This is a genomic window from Streptomyces sp. NPDC058579 (assembly GCF_042718575.1).
Classification (GTDB): Bacteria; Actinomycetota; Actinomycetes; order Streptomycetales; family Streptomycetaceae; genus Streptomyces.
Map to the genome: position 1 here is coordinate 24,499 of NZ_JBHXPI010000054.1, position 18,701 is coordinate 43,199.

Genomic DNA, 18,701 nt, shown 5'->3' on the forward strand with positions numbered 1-18,701 from the left:
TCAGTCCGCCGAGGCCGTCCAGCCCACGGCCTCGATCCGGGACGCGTCCGCCGGCCGGGCGTCGTCGAACAGGGGCCGCCCCGAGGCGTCCAGGACCCTGAGGGTGTCGACGTACACCCCGCGCCCGACGTAGCGCTGATCGGTCGCGTACCGCCACCGCAGCCGTACGGGTCCGGTGCCGGCGCCGGCGCCCGCCGGAAGGTGGTCCGCCGTGAGCCGGTGCCAGACCCGCCCCGACCAGCCGCTCACCGAACCCGCCGGGTGCGGCACCGGCTCCTGCCCCGTGCGTACGGTCGTGAACGGCACCGGCGCCCAGGTCGCGCCGCCGTCCGTGGAGGCCTCCAGGTGGGCGGCGTCCACGCCCGGCTCGGTGTCCCACCACAGGGCGCACTCCACGCGGGCCGCGCCCGGCACCGGCGGCAGGGTCAGCATCGAGGTCGTCGCGCTCGCCATGCCCGAGAACCAGGAGGACCGGCCGCGCGCGGGGCGGACGGGGACTGCGCGGGCGAGGTGGTCGGCGGCGGCGACGCGGGGCGCCGAGCCGGAGCGCCACGAACGGACCGGGTGGACCGAGTTGCCGAGGACGACGAGGAACGCGTCGGTGGTCGGGTCGAGGACCAGGCTGGTTCCGGTGAAGCCGGTGTGCCCCGCCGAGCGCGGCGTCGCCATGGCGCCCATGTACCAGTGCTGGTAGAGCTCGAAGCCGAGGCCGTGCTCGTCGCCGGGGAACGCGGTGTTGAAGTCCGTGAACATCAGCTCCACGGACTCCGGGGCCAGGATCCGGGCGTGACCGTACGCCCCGCCGTTGAGGAGCGTGCGGGTGAGGACCGCGAGGTCCCAGGCGCAGGAGAACACGCCCGCGTGGCCGGCGACCCCGCCCAGGCCGAACGCGTTCTCGTCGTGGACCTCGCCCCACACCATGCCCCGGTCGAGCCCGGACCAGGGGAGCCGGGCGTCCTCGGTCGCCGCGATCTTCGGCCGCCACGAGAGCGGGGGATTGAAACGAGTGCGGTGCATCCCGAGCGGAGCGGTGATCTCGGTTCGGAGCAGGGTGTCCAGAGTGCGACCGGTGATCTCCTCCAGGATCAGCTGCAGCGAGATCAGATTCAGATCGGAGTAGAGATAGCGCGTCCCGGGCGCGTTCGCCGGCGCCTCCGCCCACAGCAGCCGCAGCATTCCCTCCCGCGTCGGCTCCTTGTACAGCGGGATCCAGGCGCGGAACCCCGAGGTGTGGGTGAGCAGCTGACGGACCGTGATGTCCTGCTTCCCACCGCCCCCGAACTCCGGCAGATACGCCGTGACCTTCGCCTCGAGCTCCAGTGCCCCGCGCTCGATCTGCTGCACCGCCAGGATCGAGGTGAAGAGCTTGGAGACCGAGGCCAGGTCGAAGACCGTGTCCTCCGCCATCGGGATCCGCCGCTCCGCCGGCAGCTCGACACCGGTGTCGGTCGTCTCGTCGTACGCCGCGTACCGGACGGCGTGCCCGATCGCCCGGTGCAGCGCGACCGTCCCGCCCCGCCCGGCGAGCAGCACCGCGCCCGCGTACCACGGGTGCCGGGGGGAGGGGGCGAGGTACGTCTCGGCGTCGGCGACCAGCAGGTCCAGGTGCGCGGCGAGCAGCCCGGCCCGTTCGGCGGACCCGCGCCGCAGGGTCGTCCGCCCGCCCGGCGGCCAAGACTGCCGCCCGTCGTGCGGTCCGGCCCCGGGCTCCGAGGCCGCGGCGGCTCCCGGGACCGAGCCGACCATCACCGCACCTCCCAGGGCGAGCAGCCGGCCGCCGAACGCCCGCCGACCGATGTAGTCCTCCGTCATCCCTACCCTCTCCCACGCCACTGAAAGAATCCTTCGGCCACACGCGCAACGCCTGAAACTTTCTTACCGGGGTGGGTGCGGGTCAAGGAAGCGGGCGGCGGAACAAAGAATCTGACGCAGCATCAGAAAATCTCTTCCCTCGGCAGAGCCCCTGCGGCATCCTGCCCCCCATGAAGACGGAGCTGAGCCAAAAACTGGGGATCGAGCACGCCATCTTCGGCTTCACGCCCTTCCCCGCGGTGGCCGCCGCCATCACCAGAGCCGGCGGGTTCGGCGTGCTCGGCGCGGTGCGCTACACCGCCCCCGACGACCTGGCCCGTGACCTCGACTGGATGCAGGACCACACCGACGGACTGCCGTACGGCCTCGATGTCGTCATGCCCGCGAAGAAGGTCGAGGGGGTGAGCGAGGCCGACGTCGAGGCGATGATCCCGGAGGGGCACCGCGAGTTCGTCCGTACGACCCTCGCCAAGCACGGTGTCCCCGAGCTCGCCGAGGGCGAGGTCTCCGGCTGGCGGATCACCGGATGGATGGAACAGGTCGCCCGCAACCAGCTCGACGTGGCCTTCGACTACCCCATCAAGCTCCTCGCCAACGCCCTCGGCTCCCCGCCCGCCGACGTGGTCCAGCGCGCCCACGACCACGACGTCCTCGTCGCCGCGCTCGCCGGCAGCGCCCGGCACGCCCGCCACCACGCCGAGGCCGGCATCGACGTCGTCGTCGCCCAGGGCTACGAGGCCGGCGGCCACACCGGCGAGATCGCCTCCATGGTCCTCACACCCGAAGTCGTCGACGCCGTCTCCCCGCTGCCCGTCCTCGCCGCGGGCGGCATCGGCAGCGGCGAACAGATCGCCGCCGGACTCGCCCTCGGCGCCCAGGGCGTCTGGCTCGGCTCCCTCTGGCTCACCACCACCGAGGCCGACCTCCGCTCCCGCGCGCTGACCGCCAAACTCCTCGCCGCCGGCTCCGGCGACACCGTCCGCTCCCGCGCCCTGACCGGCAAGCCCGCCCGCCAGTTGCGCACCGAGTGGACCGACGCATGGGACGACGCGGACGGCCCCGGCACGCTCCCCATGCCCCTCCAGGGACTGCTGGTCGCCGAGGCCGTCTCCCGTATCCAGAAGTACGAGGTCGAGCCGCTGCTCGGCACCCCGGTCGGCCAGATCGTCGGCCGGATGAACGCCGAACGCAGCGTCCAGCAGGTCTTCGACGAGCTCACCCGCGGCTTCGAGAAGGCCGTCGACCGCATCAACCGCATCGCGGGAAGGAGCACCTCATGAGTGAGCAGCAGCAGGCCAACGGCTTCTGGTCCCAGGCCGTCGCCGACCCCTCCCGTACGGTCCTGATCGCACCCGACGGCGAGGAGTGGACCGCAGGGCGGCTGCACGCCGACGCCAACCGGCTGGTCCACGGACTGCGCGCGGCGGGCCTGGAGCGCGGTGACGCCTTCGCGGTCGTCCTGCCCAACGGCGTCGAGTTCCTCGTCGCCCATCTCGCCGCGACCCAGGCCGGGTTCTACCTCGTGCCCGTCAACCACCACCTGGTCGGGCCCGAGATCGCCTGGATCGTCGCCGACTCCGGCGCCAAGGTGCTCCTCGCCCACGAGCGGTTCGCCGCCGCCGCGACGGCCGCCGCCGACGAGGCCGGACTGCCCGCGACCCACCGCCACGCCGTCGGCGCGATCCCCGGCTTCCGCCCGTACGCCGAACTCCTCGACGGATTCCCGGAGTCCGCGCCCGAGGACCGCACCCTCGGCTGGGTCATGAACTACACCTCCGGCACCACGGGCCGGCCGCGCGGCATCCGCCGCCCGCTGCCCGGCAAGCTCCCGGAGGAGACGTACCTCGGCGGCTTCCTCGGCATCTTCGGGATCCGGCCCTTCGACGGCAACGTGCACCTCGTCTGCTCGCCGCTCTACCACACGGCCGTCCTGCAGTTCGCGAGCGCCGCCCTGCACATCGGTCATCCGCTCGTCCTCATGGACAAGTGGACGCCCGAGGAGATGCTGCGGCTCATCGACGCGCACGCCTGCACCCACACCCACATGGTCCCGACCCAGTTCCACCGGCTGCTCGCGCTCCCCGAGGAGGTGCGGAGCCGCTACGACGTCTCGTCGATGAGGCACGCCATCCACGGCGCCGCGCCCTGCCCGGACCACGTGAAGCGGGCGATGATCGACTGGTGGGGGAGCTGCGTGGAGGAGTACTACGCGGCGAGCGAGGGCGGCGGCGCGTTCGCCACCGCGGAGGACTGGCTGAAGAAGCCGGGCACGGTCGGAAAGGCCTGGCCGATCAGCCAGCTCGCCGTCTTCGACGACGACGGCAACCGGCTCCCGGCCGGTGAACTCGGCACCGTCTACATGAAGATGTCCACGGGTGGATTCGCGTACCACAAGGACAAGGAGAAGACGGCGAAGAACCGCATCGGCGACTTCTTCACCGTCGGCGACCTGGGCGTGCTGGACGAGGACGGCTATCTCTTCCTCCGCGACCGCAAGATCGACATGATCATCTCGGGCGGGGTCAACATCTACCCCGCCGAGATCGAGTCGGCGCTCCTCACCCACCCGGCCGTCGCCGACGCCGCCGCCTTCGGCATCCCGCACGCCGACTGGGGCGAGGAGGTCAAGGCGGTGGTCGAACCGGCCGAGGGGCACACGCCGGGAGAGGCCCTCGCCGCCGCCATCCTGGCGCACTGCGAGGAACACCTCGCCGGCTACAAGCGCCCCAAGTCCGTGGACTTCATCACCACGATGCCCCGCGACCCCAACGGCAAGCTCTACAAGCGCAGGCTCAGGGAGCCCTACTGGGAGGGCCACGACCGCCCCCTCTGACGCCGCCCCCACGTACCCTGACGGCGGACCGGGCAACACGGGCGAATGCCGCTTTGTGGCAGGATACAGATCATGAGTTCGAGCACGGCAGGCCTGGCGCGACAGTGGACGACATGGGGACCGGTCGTGGCGGCCGTCGACCTCGCACTCACGTGGGGAAGTGATCTGGCCGGCTTCGGGGTCGCGATCGCGGCCGTCTGCCTGCTGGCCGCCGTGCTCGCCGCCGTCCACCACGCGGAGGTCGTCGCCCATCGCGTCGGCGAACCCTACGGCTCGCTCGTCCTCGCCGTCGCCGTCACCGTCATCGAGGTCGGACTGATCGTCACCCTCATGGCGGGCGGCGGCGAGAAGACCGCCACGTACGCGCGGGACACCGTCTTCGCCGCCGTCATGATCACCTGCAACGGCATCGTGGGCATCTCGCTGCTCGTCGGCGCCCTCCGCAACCGCATCGCCGTCTTCAACGCCGAGGGATCGGGCGGCGCCCTCGCCACCGTCTGCACCCTCGCGACCATGACGCTGGTCCTGCCGACGTTCACGACGAGCCACGCGGGCCCGGAGTTCTCCGGCGCCCAGCTGGCCTTCGCCGCCGTCGCCTCCCTGTTCCTGTACGGAGTCTTCGTCGCCGTCCAGACCGTCCGGCACCGCGACTACTTCCTGCCCGTCCCGCGGGAGGGCCAGGACTCCGCGGAGGACCACGCCGATCCGCCCGCCAAGCAGCAGACCTGGGCCAGCGTCGGCCTCCTGGTCCTCGCGCTCGTCGCGGTCGTCGGCCTCGCCAAGCTCATCTCGCCCACCATCGAGGACGGCGTCGAGTCCGCCGGGCTGCCCAAGGCGGTCGTCGGCGTCGTCATCGCCCTGATGGTGCTGCTCCCCGAGACCCTCGCCGCCGTACGGGCCGCGCGCCGGGACCGTATGCAGACCAGCCTCAACCTGGCGTACGGCTCCGCCATCGCCAGCATCGGTCTGACGATCCCTTCGATCGCGCTCGCCTCCATCTGGCTCTCCGGGCCGCTGGTCCTCGGCCTCGGGGCGGTCCACATGGTGCTGCTCGTCCTCACCGCCGTCGTCAGCGCCCTGACCGTGGTGCCCGGCCGGGCCACGCTCCTCCAGGGCGGCGTCCACCTCTCCATCTTCGCGGCCTTCGTCTTCCTCTCGTTCAGCCCCTGACCTCCAAGGCGCCGAGGCGGCATGCGTACTTGACGGGGCGGCATGCGTACTTGACGGGGCGGCATGCGTACTTGACCCGCCACCCCGGGCCGCCGAGGATCGCGCCATGGAACGACTCCTCAGCCGCACCGTCGACGGCGTCCTGCGCATGGCCGCCCAGCGCACCCCCGAGCGGATCGCCGTCCGGTACGCGGACCGCTCCTGGACCTACGCGGAGCTGGACGCGGCCGTGACCACCGGGGCCGCCGTCCTGCGGGAGCGCTACGGGCTCGGGGAGTCCGCCCGCGTCGCGACGTACGGCCACAACTCCGACGCGTACCTGATCGCCTTCCTGGCCTGCTCGCGCGCGGACCTCATCCACGTCCCGGTCAACCACCACCTCACCGGCGAGGACCTCGACTACATCCTGCGGCAGTCGGGGAGTTCGCTCGTCCTCGCCGACCCCGCGCTCGCCGACCGCGTCCCGGCCGACCTGCCCGTACGGGCACTGCGGGACACCGAGGACTCCTTCCTCACCGCGCTCGCCGAACCCGACACGTACGACACCGACCGCGACGCCCGCGAGTACGTCCAGCTCCTCTACACCTCGGGGACGACGGCGCTGCCCAAGGGCGCCCGGATGACGCACCGGGCGCTGGTCCACGAGTACGCGAGCGCCATCGAGGCGCTGGACCTGAGCGCCGACGACCGGCCGGTCCACTCGCTGCCCCTCTACCACTCCGCGCAGATGCACGTCTTCCTGCTGCCGTACCTCGCCGTCGGCGCCGAGAACACCATCGTGGACGGCCCGGACCCCAAGGTCCTGTTCGACCTGATCGAGGCCGGCCGCGCGGACAGCCTCTTCGCCCCGCCGACGGTCTGGATCGGGCTCTCGAACCACCCGGAGTTCGCGACCCGCGACCTCTCCGGCCTCCGCAAGGCGTACTACGGCGCCTCCATCATGCCGGTCCCCGTACTGGAGCGGCTGCGCTCGCACCTCCCCGAACTCCGCTTCTACAACTGCTTCGGCCAGTCCGAGATCGGCCCGCTCGCCACGGTCCTCGGCCCGGACGAGCACGAGGGCCGCCTGGACTCCTGCGGGCGCCCCGTCCGCCACGTCGAGGCGAGGGTCGTCGACGAGCACGGCGAGGAGGTTCCCGACGGCACGGCGGGCGAGATCGTCTACCGCTCCCCGCAGCTGTGCGACGGCTACTGGGACAAGCCCGAGGAGACCAAGGAGGCCTTCCGCGGCGGCTGGTTCCGCTCCGGCGACCTCGCGGTGCGCGACGCCGACGGCTACTACACGGTCGTGGACCGGGTGAAGGACGTCATCAACTCCGGCGGCGTCCTGGTCGCCTCACGCCAGGTCGAGGACGCCCTCTACACCCACCCGGCCGTAGCCGAGGTCGCCGTCATCGGCCTCCCCGACGACCGCTGGATCGAGGCGATCACAGCCGTGGTCGTCCCCCACGAGGACGTCACCGAGCACGCCCTGATCACCCACGCCCGCGAGAAGCTCGCCCCCTTCAAGGCCCCGAAGCGCATCCTCTTCGTCCCCGAACTCCCCCGCAACGCCAGCGGCAAGATCCTGAAACGAGAACTCCGCGACCGCTTCGCGGCCGCGCCGGACAGTGCCTGAGGTGGCTGAAACCGATGCCCTTGCACGGTGTCGCATGTGCACAGGAAGAGACAGTTCCTGCAACCTGCATGACCTTTCTCACGTGCCAGTAGGGGCGATGGCATGCGTTCATGATGGTTTGTCACTATTTCAAGGCGAGGGACTCCGTGTTCGGGCTGCGGAGGGAGGGTGAGGGATTCGGGCGAATGTTGTGAGTTTGCTGTGTGTGCCGGTAGGACAGTCCCACTGATCATCTATGTGGGGGAAGTCCGTGCGCACAGCGCGACCACTGGTACTCCTAGTGGCATTTGTCATGGCCGTTCTGGCAGGTACAGAACAGGCAGCACTCGCGGTGGACAACTGGGTCACCGCAAAGACCGGCCGTGGAGCCGGCGAACTGCCCGAGCAGGGCTGGGGAACGGCGCGCGGGCGGGGCCACAGCGCCTCCGGCGATGCCACCGACGCCACGGCGGGAGGGGGACGCAGCGGAGCGCTCAAGGCGCCGGGCGAGCTCCCGCCGGACGGCGGCACCGCGGACCAAGGGCTGGGCGGTGCGCCCAGGCCGCCGGCCAGGACGCCCTTCGTCAAGGTGGCCGCGCCCGCGACGCCGCAGCGCAAGAGCTTCGACCCGAAGACCAGCGCCGAGCTGCCCGCCGAGCGCAGCAGGCAGGCCCGTACGTTCCTGAACAAGGACGGGACGTACACCACCCGGTTCTACAACGAGCCGGTCAACTTCCTGGGCCGGGACGGCAAGTGGAAGGGTATCGACTCCAGGCTCACCCAGAGCCGGAACGCGGAGACGCCGTCCGGCGGAGCGGCCGCGAGTCCCGCCTGGCAGCCCAAGTCCTCCGAGAACAAGATCGCCCTGGGCGCGTACGCCGACGCCGCGCCCCTGGTGCGTCTCGGCGTGAACGACACCGCTTCGCTCGGGTACGCCATCGAGGGCGCCTCCCACTCCATCGGTGAGGCCACAGGCAGCGCGATCACCTACTCGGAGGTCCGTCCCGCCGCGGACGTGCAGCTCGTCGCGGGCAGTGACTCGGTCAAGGAGACGCTGGTCCTCAAGGACCGGTCCGCTCCCACCGAGTGGCGCTTCCCCCTTGTCCTGAACGGTCTCACGGCCAAGCTGGACGGCCACGGCGGCGTCGTCTTCACCGATGCCTCCGGTCGGCAGCAGGCCGCCATGCCGGCAGGATGGATGGAGGACTCCCGACACACGGAGAACGCCGCCGAAGGCGCCATCTCCTCCGGGGTCACCTACCGCCTGGAGAGCCGTGCGGGCCGCCAGACGCTGGTCGTCTCCCTCGACCGCAAGTGGCTCGCGGACCCCCAGCGGGTCTACCCCGTCAAGGTCGACCCGTCCGTGACCGGCGTCAAGGCGACCTCCGGTACGTACGTCGAGTCGCCCTACAACACCAACTTCTCCAGTGCCGACGTGCTCAAGGTCGGCACGTACGACGGCGGCGGCCACAAGGCCGCGAGCTTCCTGCGCTTCGACGGGCTGAACACCGGAAGCCTGAAGAACGCCTGGGTGATCAGCGCCAATCTGGCGCTGTACAACTCCTGGTCCCAGTCGTGCACCGCGCGCCCGGTGACCGTCCACCCGATCACGTCGAACTGGTCCGAAGGCAGCACGTCCGTCTTCCCCGGTCCCGCCACGGGTCCGGCGCTCGGGTCGAAGAGCTTCGCCCACGGCTGGCGCCCCACCGGCACCGAGACGTGGTCCTGCGCCCCGGCCTGGGAGAGCATCCCCCTCGGCGGCGAGGGGCGTCAGCTCGTCGACGACTGGACGCACGGCCGGAAGGCGAACTACGGCCTCGCGGTCAAGGCGGCCACGGACGACTCCAAGAGCTGGAAGCAGTTCCACTCCGACGACGGCAGCGGCGTGCCCAGCCTCGATGTCTCGTGGACCAAGTACGGCGCGAGCTACCAGCTCGGCAACTTCGTCGCGCCCATCACCGCGACCTCCGAGGGCGTCTTCAAGGTCACCGTCACCAACCAGGGCCAGCAGACCTGGCCCAAGAACAGCAACTTCAAGCTGCGCTACGACCTGTACGACGGCAACGGGAATCCGGTCGGCGGGGACTACTGGTCCAAGATCCGTTGGACCGACATGCCCTACGACGTGGCCCCGGGTGCCACGGTCACGCTCGACGCCAGGATCGCGCCCCTCGCGCCAGGCACGTACTCGATCGCCTGGACGATGGACGAGTACCAGGTCAACTCCTTCGCCTCACAGGGCGTGCCTCCTGCCGCGATGCGCGTGGACGCCGCCAACGCGGTGCCGTACGTCACCGCGGCGAGTCCGCCCAGCGGCACGCTCGTGGACACCCTCACTCCGACTCTGTGGACCGCGGCCACCGACCATGACAAGTACCCCAGCGGGCTGACGTACCAGTTCGAGGTGTGTGAGGTCGAGGGGAAGGACACGCGGAAGAACTGCAGGGGCAACACGCACGCGGCCTCGCCGAGCTGGACCGTTCCCTCGGGCTGGCTGAGCTGGGCGAAGACCTACGCCTGGTACGCCTACGCCAACGACGGCAAGGACCAGTCGGCCCGGACCGTGCCGTCGATCCTGACCACGCAGGTCCCGCAGCCGGTCATCACCTCCCACCTGGGCGGCGCCGACAACGGCAGGACCTTCGGCGAACGGTCCGGCAACTACGTCACGGCGGCCACCGACGCCTCCGTGCCCACGATCGGCCCCGAGCTGGTGGTCGTCCGTACGTACAACTCGCAGGATCCGCGCAAGGCCAGTGCCTTCGGCGCCGGCTGGGCCACCCGCTGGGACATGCGCGCGGCCGCCGAACCCGACGGCAGCGTCGTGATCACCCTCGCGAACGGTGCACAGGTCCGCTTCGGCAAGAACAGCGACGGCACCTACAGCGCGCCATCCGGTTCGATGGGCGTACTGACGTCCGTGCAGGGCGGCGGCTGGACGCTGCGTGACGCGTCCGCGGCGCTGTACACCTTCGACGCGACCGGACTCCTGACCAAGATCAAGGACGGTCACGACCGTGAGCAGCTGCTCACCTACACCGGCGGCAAGCTGACCAAGGCCACCGACGCGCTGTCGCAGCGGGCGCTGAGGTTCACCTGGAGCGGCGCGCACGTCGCCTCCGTCTCCACCGACGCCGTCGGCCCGTCCGCACCGGCGCTCGTCTGGTCGTACACGTACCAGGGCGACCTGCTGACCAAGGTCTGCCCGCCCTCGTCCACGACCGCGTGCACGGTGTACGAGTACACCGGCGGCTCCCACTACCGGGGCATGGTGCAGGACGCCGACCCGGTGGCCTACTGGCGGCTCAACGAGAGCGAGGGCGAGGCCGCGCAGAGCGAGGCGGTCTCCCGTACCGGCATGAACGCCGGGCATTTCCGTGATGTCACCCTCGGCAGCGCCGGGGTCCTGAACGGCACGGGCAACAAGGCCGCTTCGTTCAACGGCACGAACTCCTCGGTGGAGCTGCCGGAGTCGACGCTGGCCTCGTCCACCGTGCTGTCGGTGGAGCTGTGGTTCAAGACGGACACGCCGAACGGCGTGCTCGTCGGCTTCCAGGACGACCCGCTGGGCACGACGCACCCCAACGTCTACAACCCGGTGCTGGCCGTCGACTCGGCCGGCAAGCTGCGCGGAGCGTTCGAGAAGGCCGATGGCGGCCTCACCCCGATGACCTCCACGGCCACCGTCACCGACAACGCCTGGCACCACGCCGTGCTCACCAGCACGGGCACCGGTCAGACGCTCTACCTGGACGGTCAGGCCGTCGGCACCCTCGCCGGTCCCGTCAGCCACTCCGTCAAGAAGTACACCTACCTGGGCGGCGGCTTCACCGACCACACGTGGGACGGCGCCGGCACGTACGGCACCCGGTACTACAAGGGCCTGATGGACGAGGTCGCGGTCTACCACCGTGCCCTCGACGCCGGCTCCGTGCGCGCGCACCACGCGGCCCGCACCGGGTCCTCGAAGCTCTCCAAGGTCACCCTGCCCTCGGGCCGGGTCGGCGGACGTGTCGAGTACGACAGCGACACCGAGCGCGCCACCAAGGTCACCGACGAGCGTGGTGGCGTGTGGCAGATCTCCGCGCCCCGCTACGCGTCGGGCTCCCAGGCCTACTCGGACGCAGTCCGGGCCGCGAACCCCGTCAACTACTGGCGCCTGGGCGACAGCAGCGGCGCCGCGGCGGTCGACGAGATATCCGCCGGCGGCAACGGCTCCTACCGCGAAGGGGTCACCCTCGGCGGGGTCGGCGCCTTCCTCGACGGTGACGACGGCGCGGTGACCCTCGACGGGTCCAAGGGCGTGATCTCAGTACCGTCCGAGTCGATCAGTGATGCCTCCTCGCTCTCCGTCGAGTTGTGGTTCAAGACGGACAAGCCCAGTGGTGTCCTGCTCGGTCTGCAGAACGCCGAGCTCGGGTCCACCCCGACGATGTGGAACGCGAGTCTGCTCGTCGACGGAGAGGGCAAGCTCCGCGGCCACCTGTGGGACGGTCCGTCCGCCGGCTGGCCCGTGATGGGCGGGGTGAAGGTCACCGACAACAAGTGGCACCACGTCGTCATCACCGGCGGGCCGACCGGTCAGTCGCTGTACCTCGACGGTGCCAAGATCGGTTCCAAGGCCGGTGTCGTCAAGCCGGAGACCCTGGCCCACGCCTACCTCGGCGGTGGCTATTCCAGTGAGGAGTGGGACGGGCAGGCCCGTGCGACCCGCTACTTCAACGGCCAACTCGACGAAGCCGCCTTCTACACGAAGGAGCTGGACGCCCAGGCCGTCGCCGACCACTACAAGGCGCGCAACCGCCTGGTCACCGGCAGCGGGGACCAGTACCAGGGCGCCGTCATGGCGGACGCCCCCTCCGGCTACTGGCAGCTGAACGAGACCGGCGGCACGACGGTCGTGAACAAGGTCGCGGCCGCCGGTGCCCACGGCACCTACACCAAGGCGACTCCCGGTGTCCCCGGCGCCTTCGGGCCCGGCGACGGTTCCGCGGCGGAGTTCTCGGGTGACGGGTACGCCGAGCTCGTCGGCGGCCACCTGCCGAACACCGACCTGTCGGTCGAGCTGTGGTTCAAGACAAGCAAGCCGGGTGTGCTCTTCAGCGACCAGGAGAAGCCGCTCCCGGACGCCGTCGCCTACGCGCCGGTCCTGTACGTCGGCTCGGACAACAAGCTCCACGGCCAGTACTTCACCCGAGGTGTCGGCGCGACCAACACCTCGCCGAACACGGTCACGGACAACGAGTGGCACCACGCCGTCGTGACAGCGCAGGGGTCCACCCACACGCTGTACCTCGACGGTGCGCAGGTCGCCCAGGCCACCACTGTTCCGGTCACCCACGAAACCAACCAGCGCGCGTACATCGGCGCCGGCTACACCAAGTGGTGGCCCGCGTCCCCGGGCGACGGAGTGCAGTACTTCACCGGTCGCATCGACGAGGTCGCCGTCTACCCGCGCACCCTCAGCGGTGACCAGGTCGCTCGGCACTACAGTGCGCGTACCAACGCCTCGGGTTCCTCGCTGACCTCGACCGTCACGGTCACCGACCCGACGGGCGCGAAGACCGGCAGCACCTTCGACGCAGTCCGGGGCCAGCGTCCGACGGCGTCGACGGACGCGGACGGCGGGGTCACGACCTTCTCGTACGACGTCGGTGGCTTCCTCCACACGGTCACCGACCCCAACGGTCACGCGATCATCACCGGTCACGACGAGCGCGGAAACACCGTCTCGACCACGACCTGCCGGGACGCGAACTCCTGTTGGACCTCGTTCGCGGAGTACTACCACAACGCCTCCGACCCGCTCGACCCGCGCAACGGCAAGCAGGTGGCCGTCCGCGACGGTCGCTCCACCGGCTCGGGCGACAACCGCTACCGGACCACCACCTCGTACACCGCGCTCGGTCTGACCGACACGGTGATGCTGGCGGACGGCCGCGCGGTCGTCACCACGTACACGACCGGCAGCGAGCCGGCCGTGGGAGGCGGCACCACACCTCGAGGGCTGGTCGCCACCCAGAAGACCCCCGGCGGGGCCACCACCTCCTACGCGTACTTCGCGAGCGGTGACGTGGCGAAGTCGACGGCGCCCGGCGGGCTGGTCGTGTCGTACACGTACGACGCCATCGGCCGGAAGCTGACCGAGACCGAGGTCTCCGACGCCCACCCGGCGGGTGTCACCCGCGTCTTCGCCCATGACTCCATGTCGCGCGTCTCCTCGGAGACGGGCCCCGGGGTCAAGAACGAGATCACCGGTGTCACGCACACCGAGAAGGTCTCCCGTACGTACGACGCGGACGGGCAGCTGCTCACCGAGTCGACGGAGGACACCACCGGCGGCGACGCCACCCGCACCACCACCTACCGTTACAACGCCCTCGGCCTGAACGAGAGCGTCACGGACGCGGCGGGCAACGAGTCGACCTTCGGCCATGACGCGCTGGGCCGGGTGATCCGTGAGACGGATCCCGCGGGCAACGCGATCACTCACGCGTTCACCAAGCGCGGGCTGCCGGCCGAGTCGGTCCTGAAGGACTGGACGGGCGATCCGTCCGGCCAGGCCCGTGACCTCGTGCTTGCCTCCCACGCGTACGACCCGGCGGGCCGGCTGGCCTCGACGACCGACGCGATGGGCGCCACGACCGCCTTCACCTACTACGACGACGGTCTCCAGGCGTCGAAGACGGCGAAGCGTGTCACCCAGGCGAACGGCTCCAAGAAGGACATCGTCCTGGAGTCCGCGGTGTACGACGGCGCGGGCAACGAGGTCACCCGGACCGAGAACGGCGGCCGTACGACCGTCCACACGGTCGACGCCACCGGACGGACGACGCGCAGCGTCTTCGACCCGAACGGCCTCAACCGCGTGACGACGATCGCCTACGACGGTGACAACAGGGTCACGGAGCAGACGCAGTCGATCGACGGCTCCGGCAAGAAGCTGACCTCCACGACCGAGTACGACGTGGCGGGCAACACGAAGAAGGCGACCGTCACCGACGGAACCCGGACCCGGGTCACCTCGGGCACCTTCGACCAGAGGGGACTGGCTCTCGCCCAGGTCAGCCCCCGCGGCAACACCGCCACCAGCCGTTATGACGCGCTCGGCCGCCTGGTCGAGGCGACGGCGCCGCAGGTGCAGGTCGAGGAGAACGGCGGTGCCGCCACGGCTGCTTCGCCCACGACCCTGACCGGCTACAACACCTTCGACGAAGTCACCGAGACGCGTGACGCACGTGGTCTGGTGACCCGCACGGAGACGGACAAGCTCGGCCGCCCCGTCGCTGTCACGCTGCCCGACTACACCGCGCCGGGCGCGGCCTCGCCGATCACGGCTGCCAAGCGCACGACGTACGACAGGCTGGGCAAGCCGGCCTCCACCACGGACCCGCTCGGACGTACGACGTCGTACGCGTACGACCAGCTGGGCAACCTCGTCAGCAAGACCGATCCGGCGATCGCCGGTGTCCAGGGCCTCCAAGCCCCCGGCGCCACGACCTTCGGCGGCACTTCCACGGCACTGTCCGGCGGGGGCGTCACCACCTACACCTGGACCCCGACCGGTCTGCGGCTCTCCGCGACCGACCCGACAGGAGCACGTACCGAGTCCACCTACGACGAACTGGGTCGCAGACTCACCGGCACCACGATCGAACGCAAGCCGACCCTGCAACACCTGGTCACCCGCTATGTCGTCGACGACGCGGGCAACCTGGCCGAGTGGACGACCCCCGGCGGTCGCCGTACGGCGACGACGTACAACACCGCGGGTGAGGCGCTGACCGTCAGCGACCCGCTCGGCGGCGTCACCCGGTCCGCCTACGATGGCCTCGGCCGCAAGACCGAGTCCAAGGACGCCACCGGCCGCAAGACCGTCACGGCGTACGACGTCCTCGGCAAGCCGTTGACGGTGTCGGACTACGGCACCGGAACGACGGTCCTGCGCTCGGTGTCCTCCGAGTACGACGCCGAAGGAAACGTCACCGCGTCGGTCTCCGCCGGCGGCGCCCGGCGGACCTACACCTACGACGCCCTCGGCCGGATGACCAAGCAGGTCGAACCGGTCACCGGCACCGACTCCATCACCACGACCTTCGGCTACGACGCGGCGGGCAACCGCACGCGCCTGACCGACGGCCGCGGCAAGGCCACGTACTACACGTTCAACACGTGGGGCCTGCCCGAGTCCACGATCGAACCGGGCACCACCCAGCACTGGAACCCGGACGTCCGCACCTGGACGAACGTCTACGACGCGGCGGGGCAGCTCCTCACCGAGCTGCTGCCGGGCAACGTCAAGCGTCAGAAGACGTACGACGCCCTGGGCCGTCTCACCGGTGAGACCGGCTCCGGAACCGCCGTGGCCACCAGGCCGCGCAGCCTGTCGTACGACCTCGCCGGCCGCCCCACGGCCCTCGGGGGCGACGGAGTCCTCGCGGGCAACACCTACGGCTACAACGACCGCGGTCAACTCCTGAACGCCGACGGCCCCTCCGGCACGTCGTCCTACGTGTACGACGCGGACGGTCTGTTGACCTCCCGCACCGACGCCGCGGGCACGACGGGCTTCACGTACGACCAGGCCGGACGCCTCAGCACCACGACCGATCCGCTCACCGGCACACAGCTGCGCAGCGGCTACGACGCGGCCGGGCGACCGACCGCGGAGGAGTACGCACGCCCCGCCGCCGGCGGCACGTGGACGATCGGCGCGAAGCGCTCGTACGCGTACGACGCTCTGGGCCGACTCGTGGACGACAGCGTCGCGAAGCTGGGCACGGGTGGCAAGGTCCTGGGCCAGGCATACGAGTACGACCTCGACGACCGGCTGGTGAAGAAGAGCGCCACCGGTACGGCCGGGGCGGCCGTTGAGACCTACGGCTACGACCTCGCGGGTCGCATGACCTCGGAGACGATCGGTGGCACGACGACCGGCTTCGAGTGGGACAAGGCCGGAAACCTGACCAAGAGAGGGGACATCACCGGCACCTACGACTCCCGCAACCGGCTGGAGACGTGGGGCGGCCAGAGCATCACCTACAGCGCCCGCGGCACCGAGAAGACCGTGACCGAGGGCGGCAACAGCCGCCAGATCGCCACGGACGCCTTCGAACGCACGATCACCAACGGCACCAGCACCTTCACCTACGACTCCCTCGACCGGGTCCTGAGCCACGGAGGCGCCGCCTTCGCCTACGACGGCGCCACCAACAACCTCGTCAAGGACGGTACGAGCAGTTACATCCGCAACCCCGGCGGTACTCTGCTCGCCAGCGCGACGACGGGAACGGCCGGTTCGGCCCGCCTGGCGGTCACCGACCAGCACACCGACCTCGTCGCCGGCCTCACGGCAGACGGCACCGAGGTCGCGTCCTCCCGGGCCTACGACCCCTTCGGCAAGGTGACCGCCGCCAACGGCGCGAACCCCGCTCTGGGTTACCAGTCCGGCTGGACCGACGCCTCCACAGGCGAGGTCAACATGGCCTCCCGCTGGTACCAGCCCGGGATCGGCGGCTTCACCAGCCGCGACACCTGGCAGATCGACCCCACGCCGTCCGTCCAGGCCAACCGCTACACGTACGGCAACGCCGGCCCTCTCAACGAGACCGACCCCACGGGTCACTGCCCGCCTTGTGCGCTCGCCCTGTTGGCGGGTGGCATCAGTGGGGAAGCCGCGCTCTGGGGAATCTTCGGGACCGTGGTCGTCACGGGCACCGTGCTGGTCACGGACCAGTACATCCGAAACCAGACAATGAATGCGACGTCCAGCTCGGTCGGCAGCTGGGCGACGACAAGCGTCTACCAAGGCCCCTACATCGGCACCCGCAGCACTGTCGGCAGTTGGGCGTACAGCAGCAACGCGGCCTCGGGCGCGTGTACCCGGAATTGCGGTAGAGGCCGTGGTCCCGGCCCCGGCCCCGGCCCTGGCTCTGGTCCGGGTCGTGGACCTGGCGGTGGTGGCCTTGGCAAGACCGTGGTCAACATCGTCAAGATCATCGCTCAGAACCCGAACAACCCGGCTCCGGCGCGACGCCCCGAATTCGACTGGGGCACCGGTGACTCTCGCTGGACGCTCGACGCGGGGTACATGAAGCAGTTCTCCCAGGAAGACTTCCAGGAGATGATGCAGACCTTCGGATTCACACCCGAACAGGCCGCCGAAATGTACAACAACCCGGACGCGGGAGTCAGCGCGCCCAACGGAGGCCAGAACCCGTGCGACCGGGACAGGTCCGAGCGGTTCCGGTACATGCCCACGGTCCGGGCGAGGACCATCGAGGGTGACAGTGACACGCCGACGGGAGTCGCCGCGCTCATCTGTCCCAAGGACCTGAAGCCTCCGAACTCACGCGGACCCCGCAAGGGGACTTGGGAGCCCCCGGGGTTCGTCTCCGAACAGGAACGGGGAGGCAAGAAGTACGCCTTCAATCGCAGTCACATTCTCGGCGACAGGTTCCACGGGGACTGGATCAAGGAGAACATCTTCACCGGCTTCCAGCAGATGAACACCCCCGACATGAGGAGGTGCGAGAATCGGATGGCGAAGACCCTCAAGTCTGAACCGGTTCTCTACTTCGGTAAACTGGAATACGGGAACGGCCGCGAGAACATACCCACAGCGATACAGATGGACGCCTTCACGCAGACGAAGACGAGACTGTTCTCGGTCAATGTGAAGAACATCCCGGATCCGCAGGTGACGTGTTGAAAATCGACAGACTCGAACAAGCCATTCCGGCGCTCGGTCCCATCAAGTCGGCGCAGCCGAGGACGTTGAACTGGGCTGCTGTTTCCGCTGAACTCGGAACCGGTCTCCCCCAGGACTTCATGGAGTTCGCCGAGCGGTACCCGGCGTTCATTCTCGCCGATTTTCTGAGCCTCCACCTTCCCGATCCCGGGGAGGAAGTCGGCTTCGTGCGAGGGATGAAGGAGACGTTGCGGTCGCTCGCCGAACTGCACGAGGAAGAGATGACCGAGGGGTACGTTCCGTATCCGGAGCCCGGGGGGCTGATCCCCTGGGGAGACTCGGCGGAAGGCGACAACTTCTACTGGCGCACGGGGGGGAACAGCCCCGACTCCTGGACCATCGTCGTCGAGACGCGGAACGGGTACTGGGCGACGTACGAAGGCACCCTCACCGAGTACCTCACCGGGCTGGTGACAGGCACGGTGGAACCTGACGGCCTTCCTCCGGACTTTCCGGGGGAGAACCCGACAGTCATGTCGTAGCTTCACCTGACCCGTCGGGGGGGCGCCCGCCGCACGTGGCGGGCGGCCCACCCCGCC

7 protein-coding genes are annotated in these 18,701 nt (G+C 70.0%); 6 read left to right on the top strand and 1 reads right to left on the bottom strand.

What is annotated here, in order from left to right; genetic code table 11:
• Positions 1–1,812, bottom strand: a complete 1,812-nt coding sequence (locus ACFWRO_RS33655; RefSeq protein WP_384517347.1) for a serine hydrolase — start codon at positions 1,810–1,812, stop codon at positions 1–3.
• Between the two features lie 170 nt (positions 1,813–1,982).
• On the opposite strand from ACFWRO_RS33655, the gene ACFWRO_RS33660 reads away from it, so the two are divergent.
• The 6 genes from ACFWRO_RS33660 (at position 1,983) to ACFWRO_RS33685 (ending at position 18,644) form a co-directional block, all read left to right on the top strand.
• Positions 1,983–3,092 carry an NAD(P)H-dependent flavin oxidoreductase gene (locus tag ACFWRO_RS33660; RefSeq protein ID WP_384517350.1) on the top strand — a complete coding sequence of 370 codons (1,110 nt, stop codon included), beginning with the start codon at positions 1,983–1,985 and terminating at the stop codon, positions 3,090–3,092.
• Positions 3,089–4,645: an acyl-CoA synthetase gene (locus ACFWRO_RS33665; RefSeq protein WP_384517353.1), complete on the top strand. Its 1,557-nt coding sequence runs from the start codon at positions 3,089–3,091 to the stop codon at positions 4,643–4,645. Before ACFWRO_RS33660 ends, ACFWRO_RS33665 begins: the two co-directional genes overlap by 4 nt.
• A 72-nt stretch (positions 4,646–4,717) precedes the next feature.
• Complete coding sequence (locus ACFWRO_RS33670) at positions 4,718–5,815, top strand: calcium:proton antiporter (RefSeq protein WP_384517355.1); 1,098 nt, start codon at positions 4,718–4,720, stop codon at positions 5,813–5,815.
• A 106-nt stretch (positions 5,816–5,921) separates the two neighbouring features.
• Positions 5,922–7,433 carry a fatty acyl-CoA synthetase gene (locus ACFWRO_RS33675; RefSeq protein WP_384517358.1) on the top strand — a complete coding sequence of 504 codons (1,512 nt, stop codon included), beginning with the start codon at positions 5,922–5,924 and terminating at the stop codon, positions 7,431–7,433.
• A gap of 292 nt (positions 7,434–7,725) precedes the next feature.
• The gene (locus ACFWRO_RS33680) at positions 7,726–18,123 is read left to right on the top strand and encodes a LamG-like jellyroll fold domain-containing protein (protein ID WP_384517361.1); all 10,398 of its coding nucleotides are present in this window, start codon (positions 7,726–7,728) and stop codon (positions 18,121–18,123) included.
• Complete coding sequence (locus ACFWRO_RS33685) at positions 18,117–18,644, top strand: hypothetical protein (protein ID WP_384517365.1); 528 nt, start codon at positions 18,117–18,119, stop codon at positions 18,642–18,644. The genes ACFWRO_RS33680 and ACFWRO_RS33685 overlap by 7 nt, the downstream gene beginning before the upstream one ends.
• The last annotated feature ends 57 nt before the right edge of the window (positions 18,645–18,701 follow it).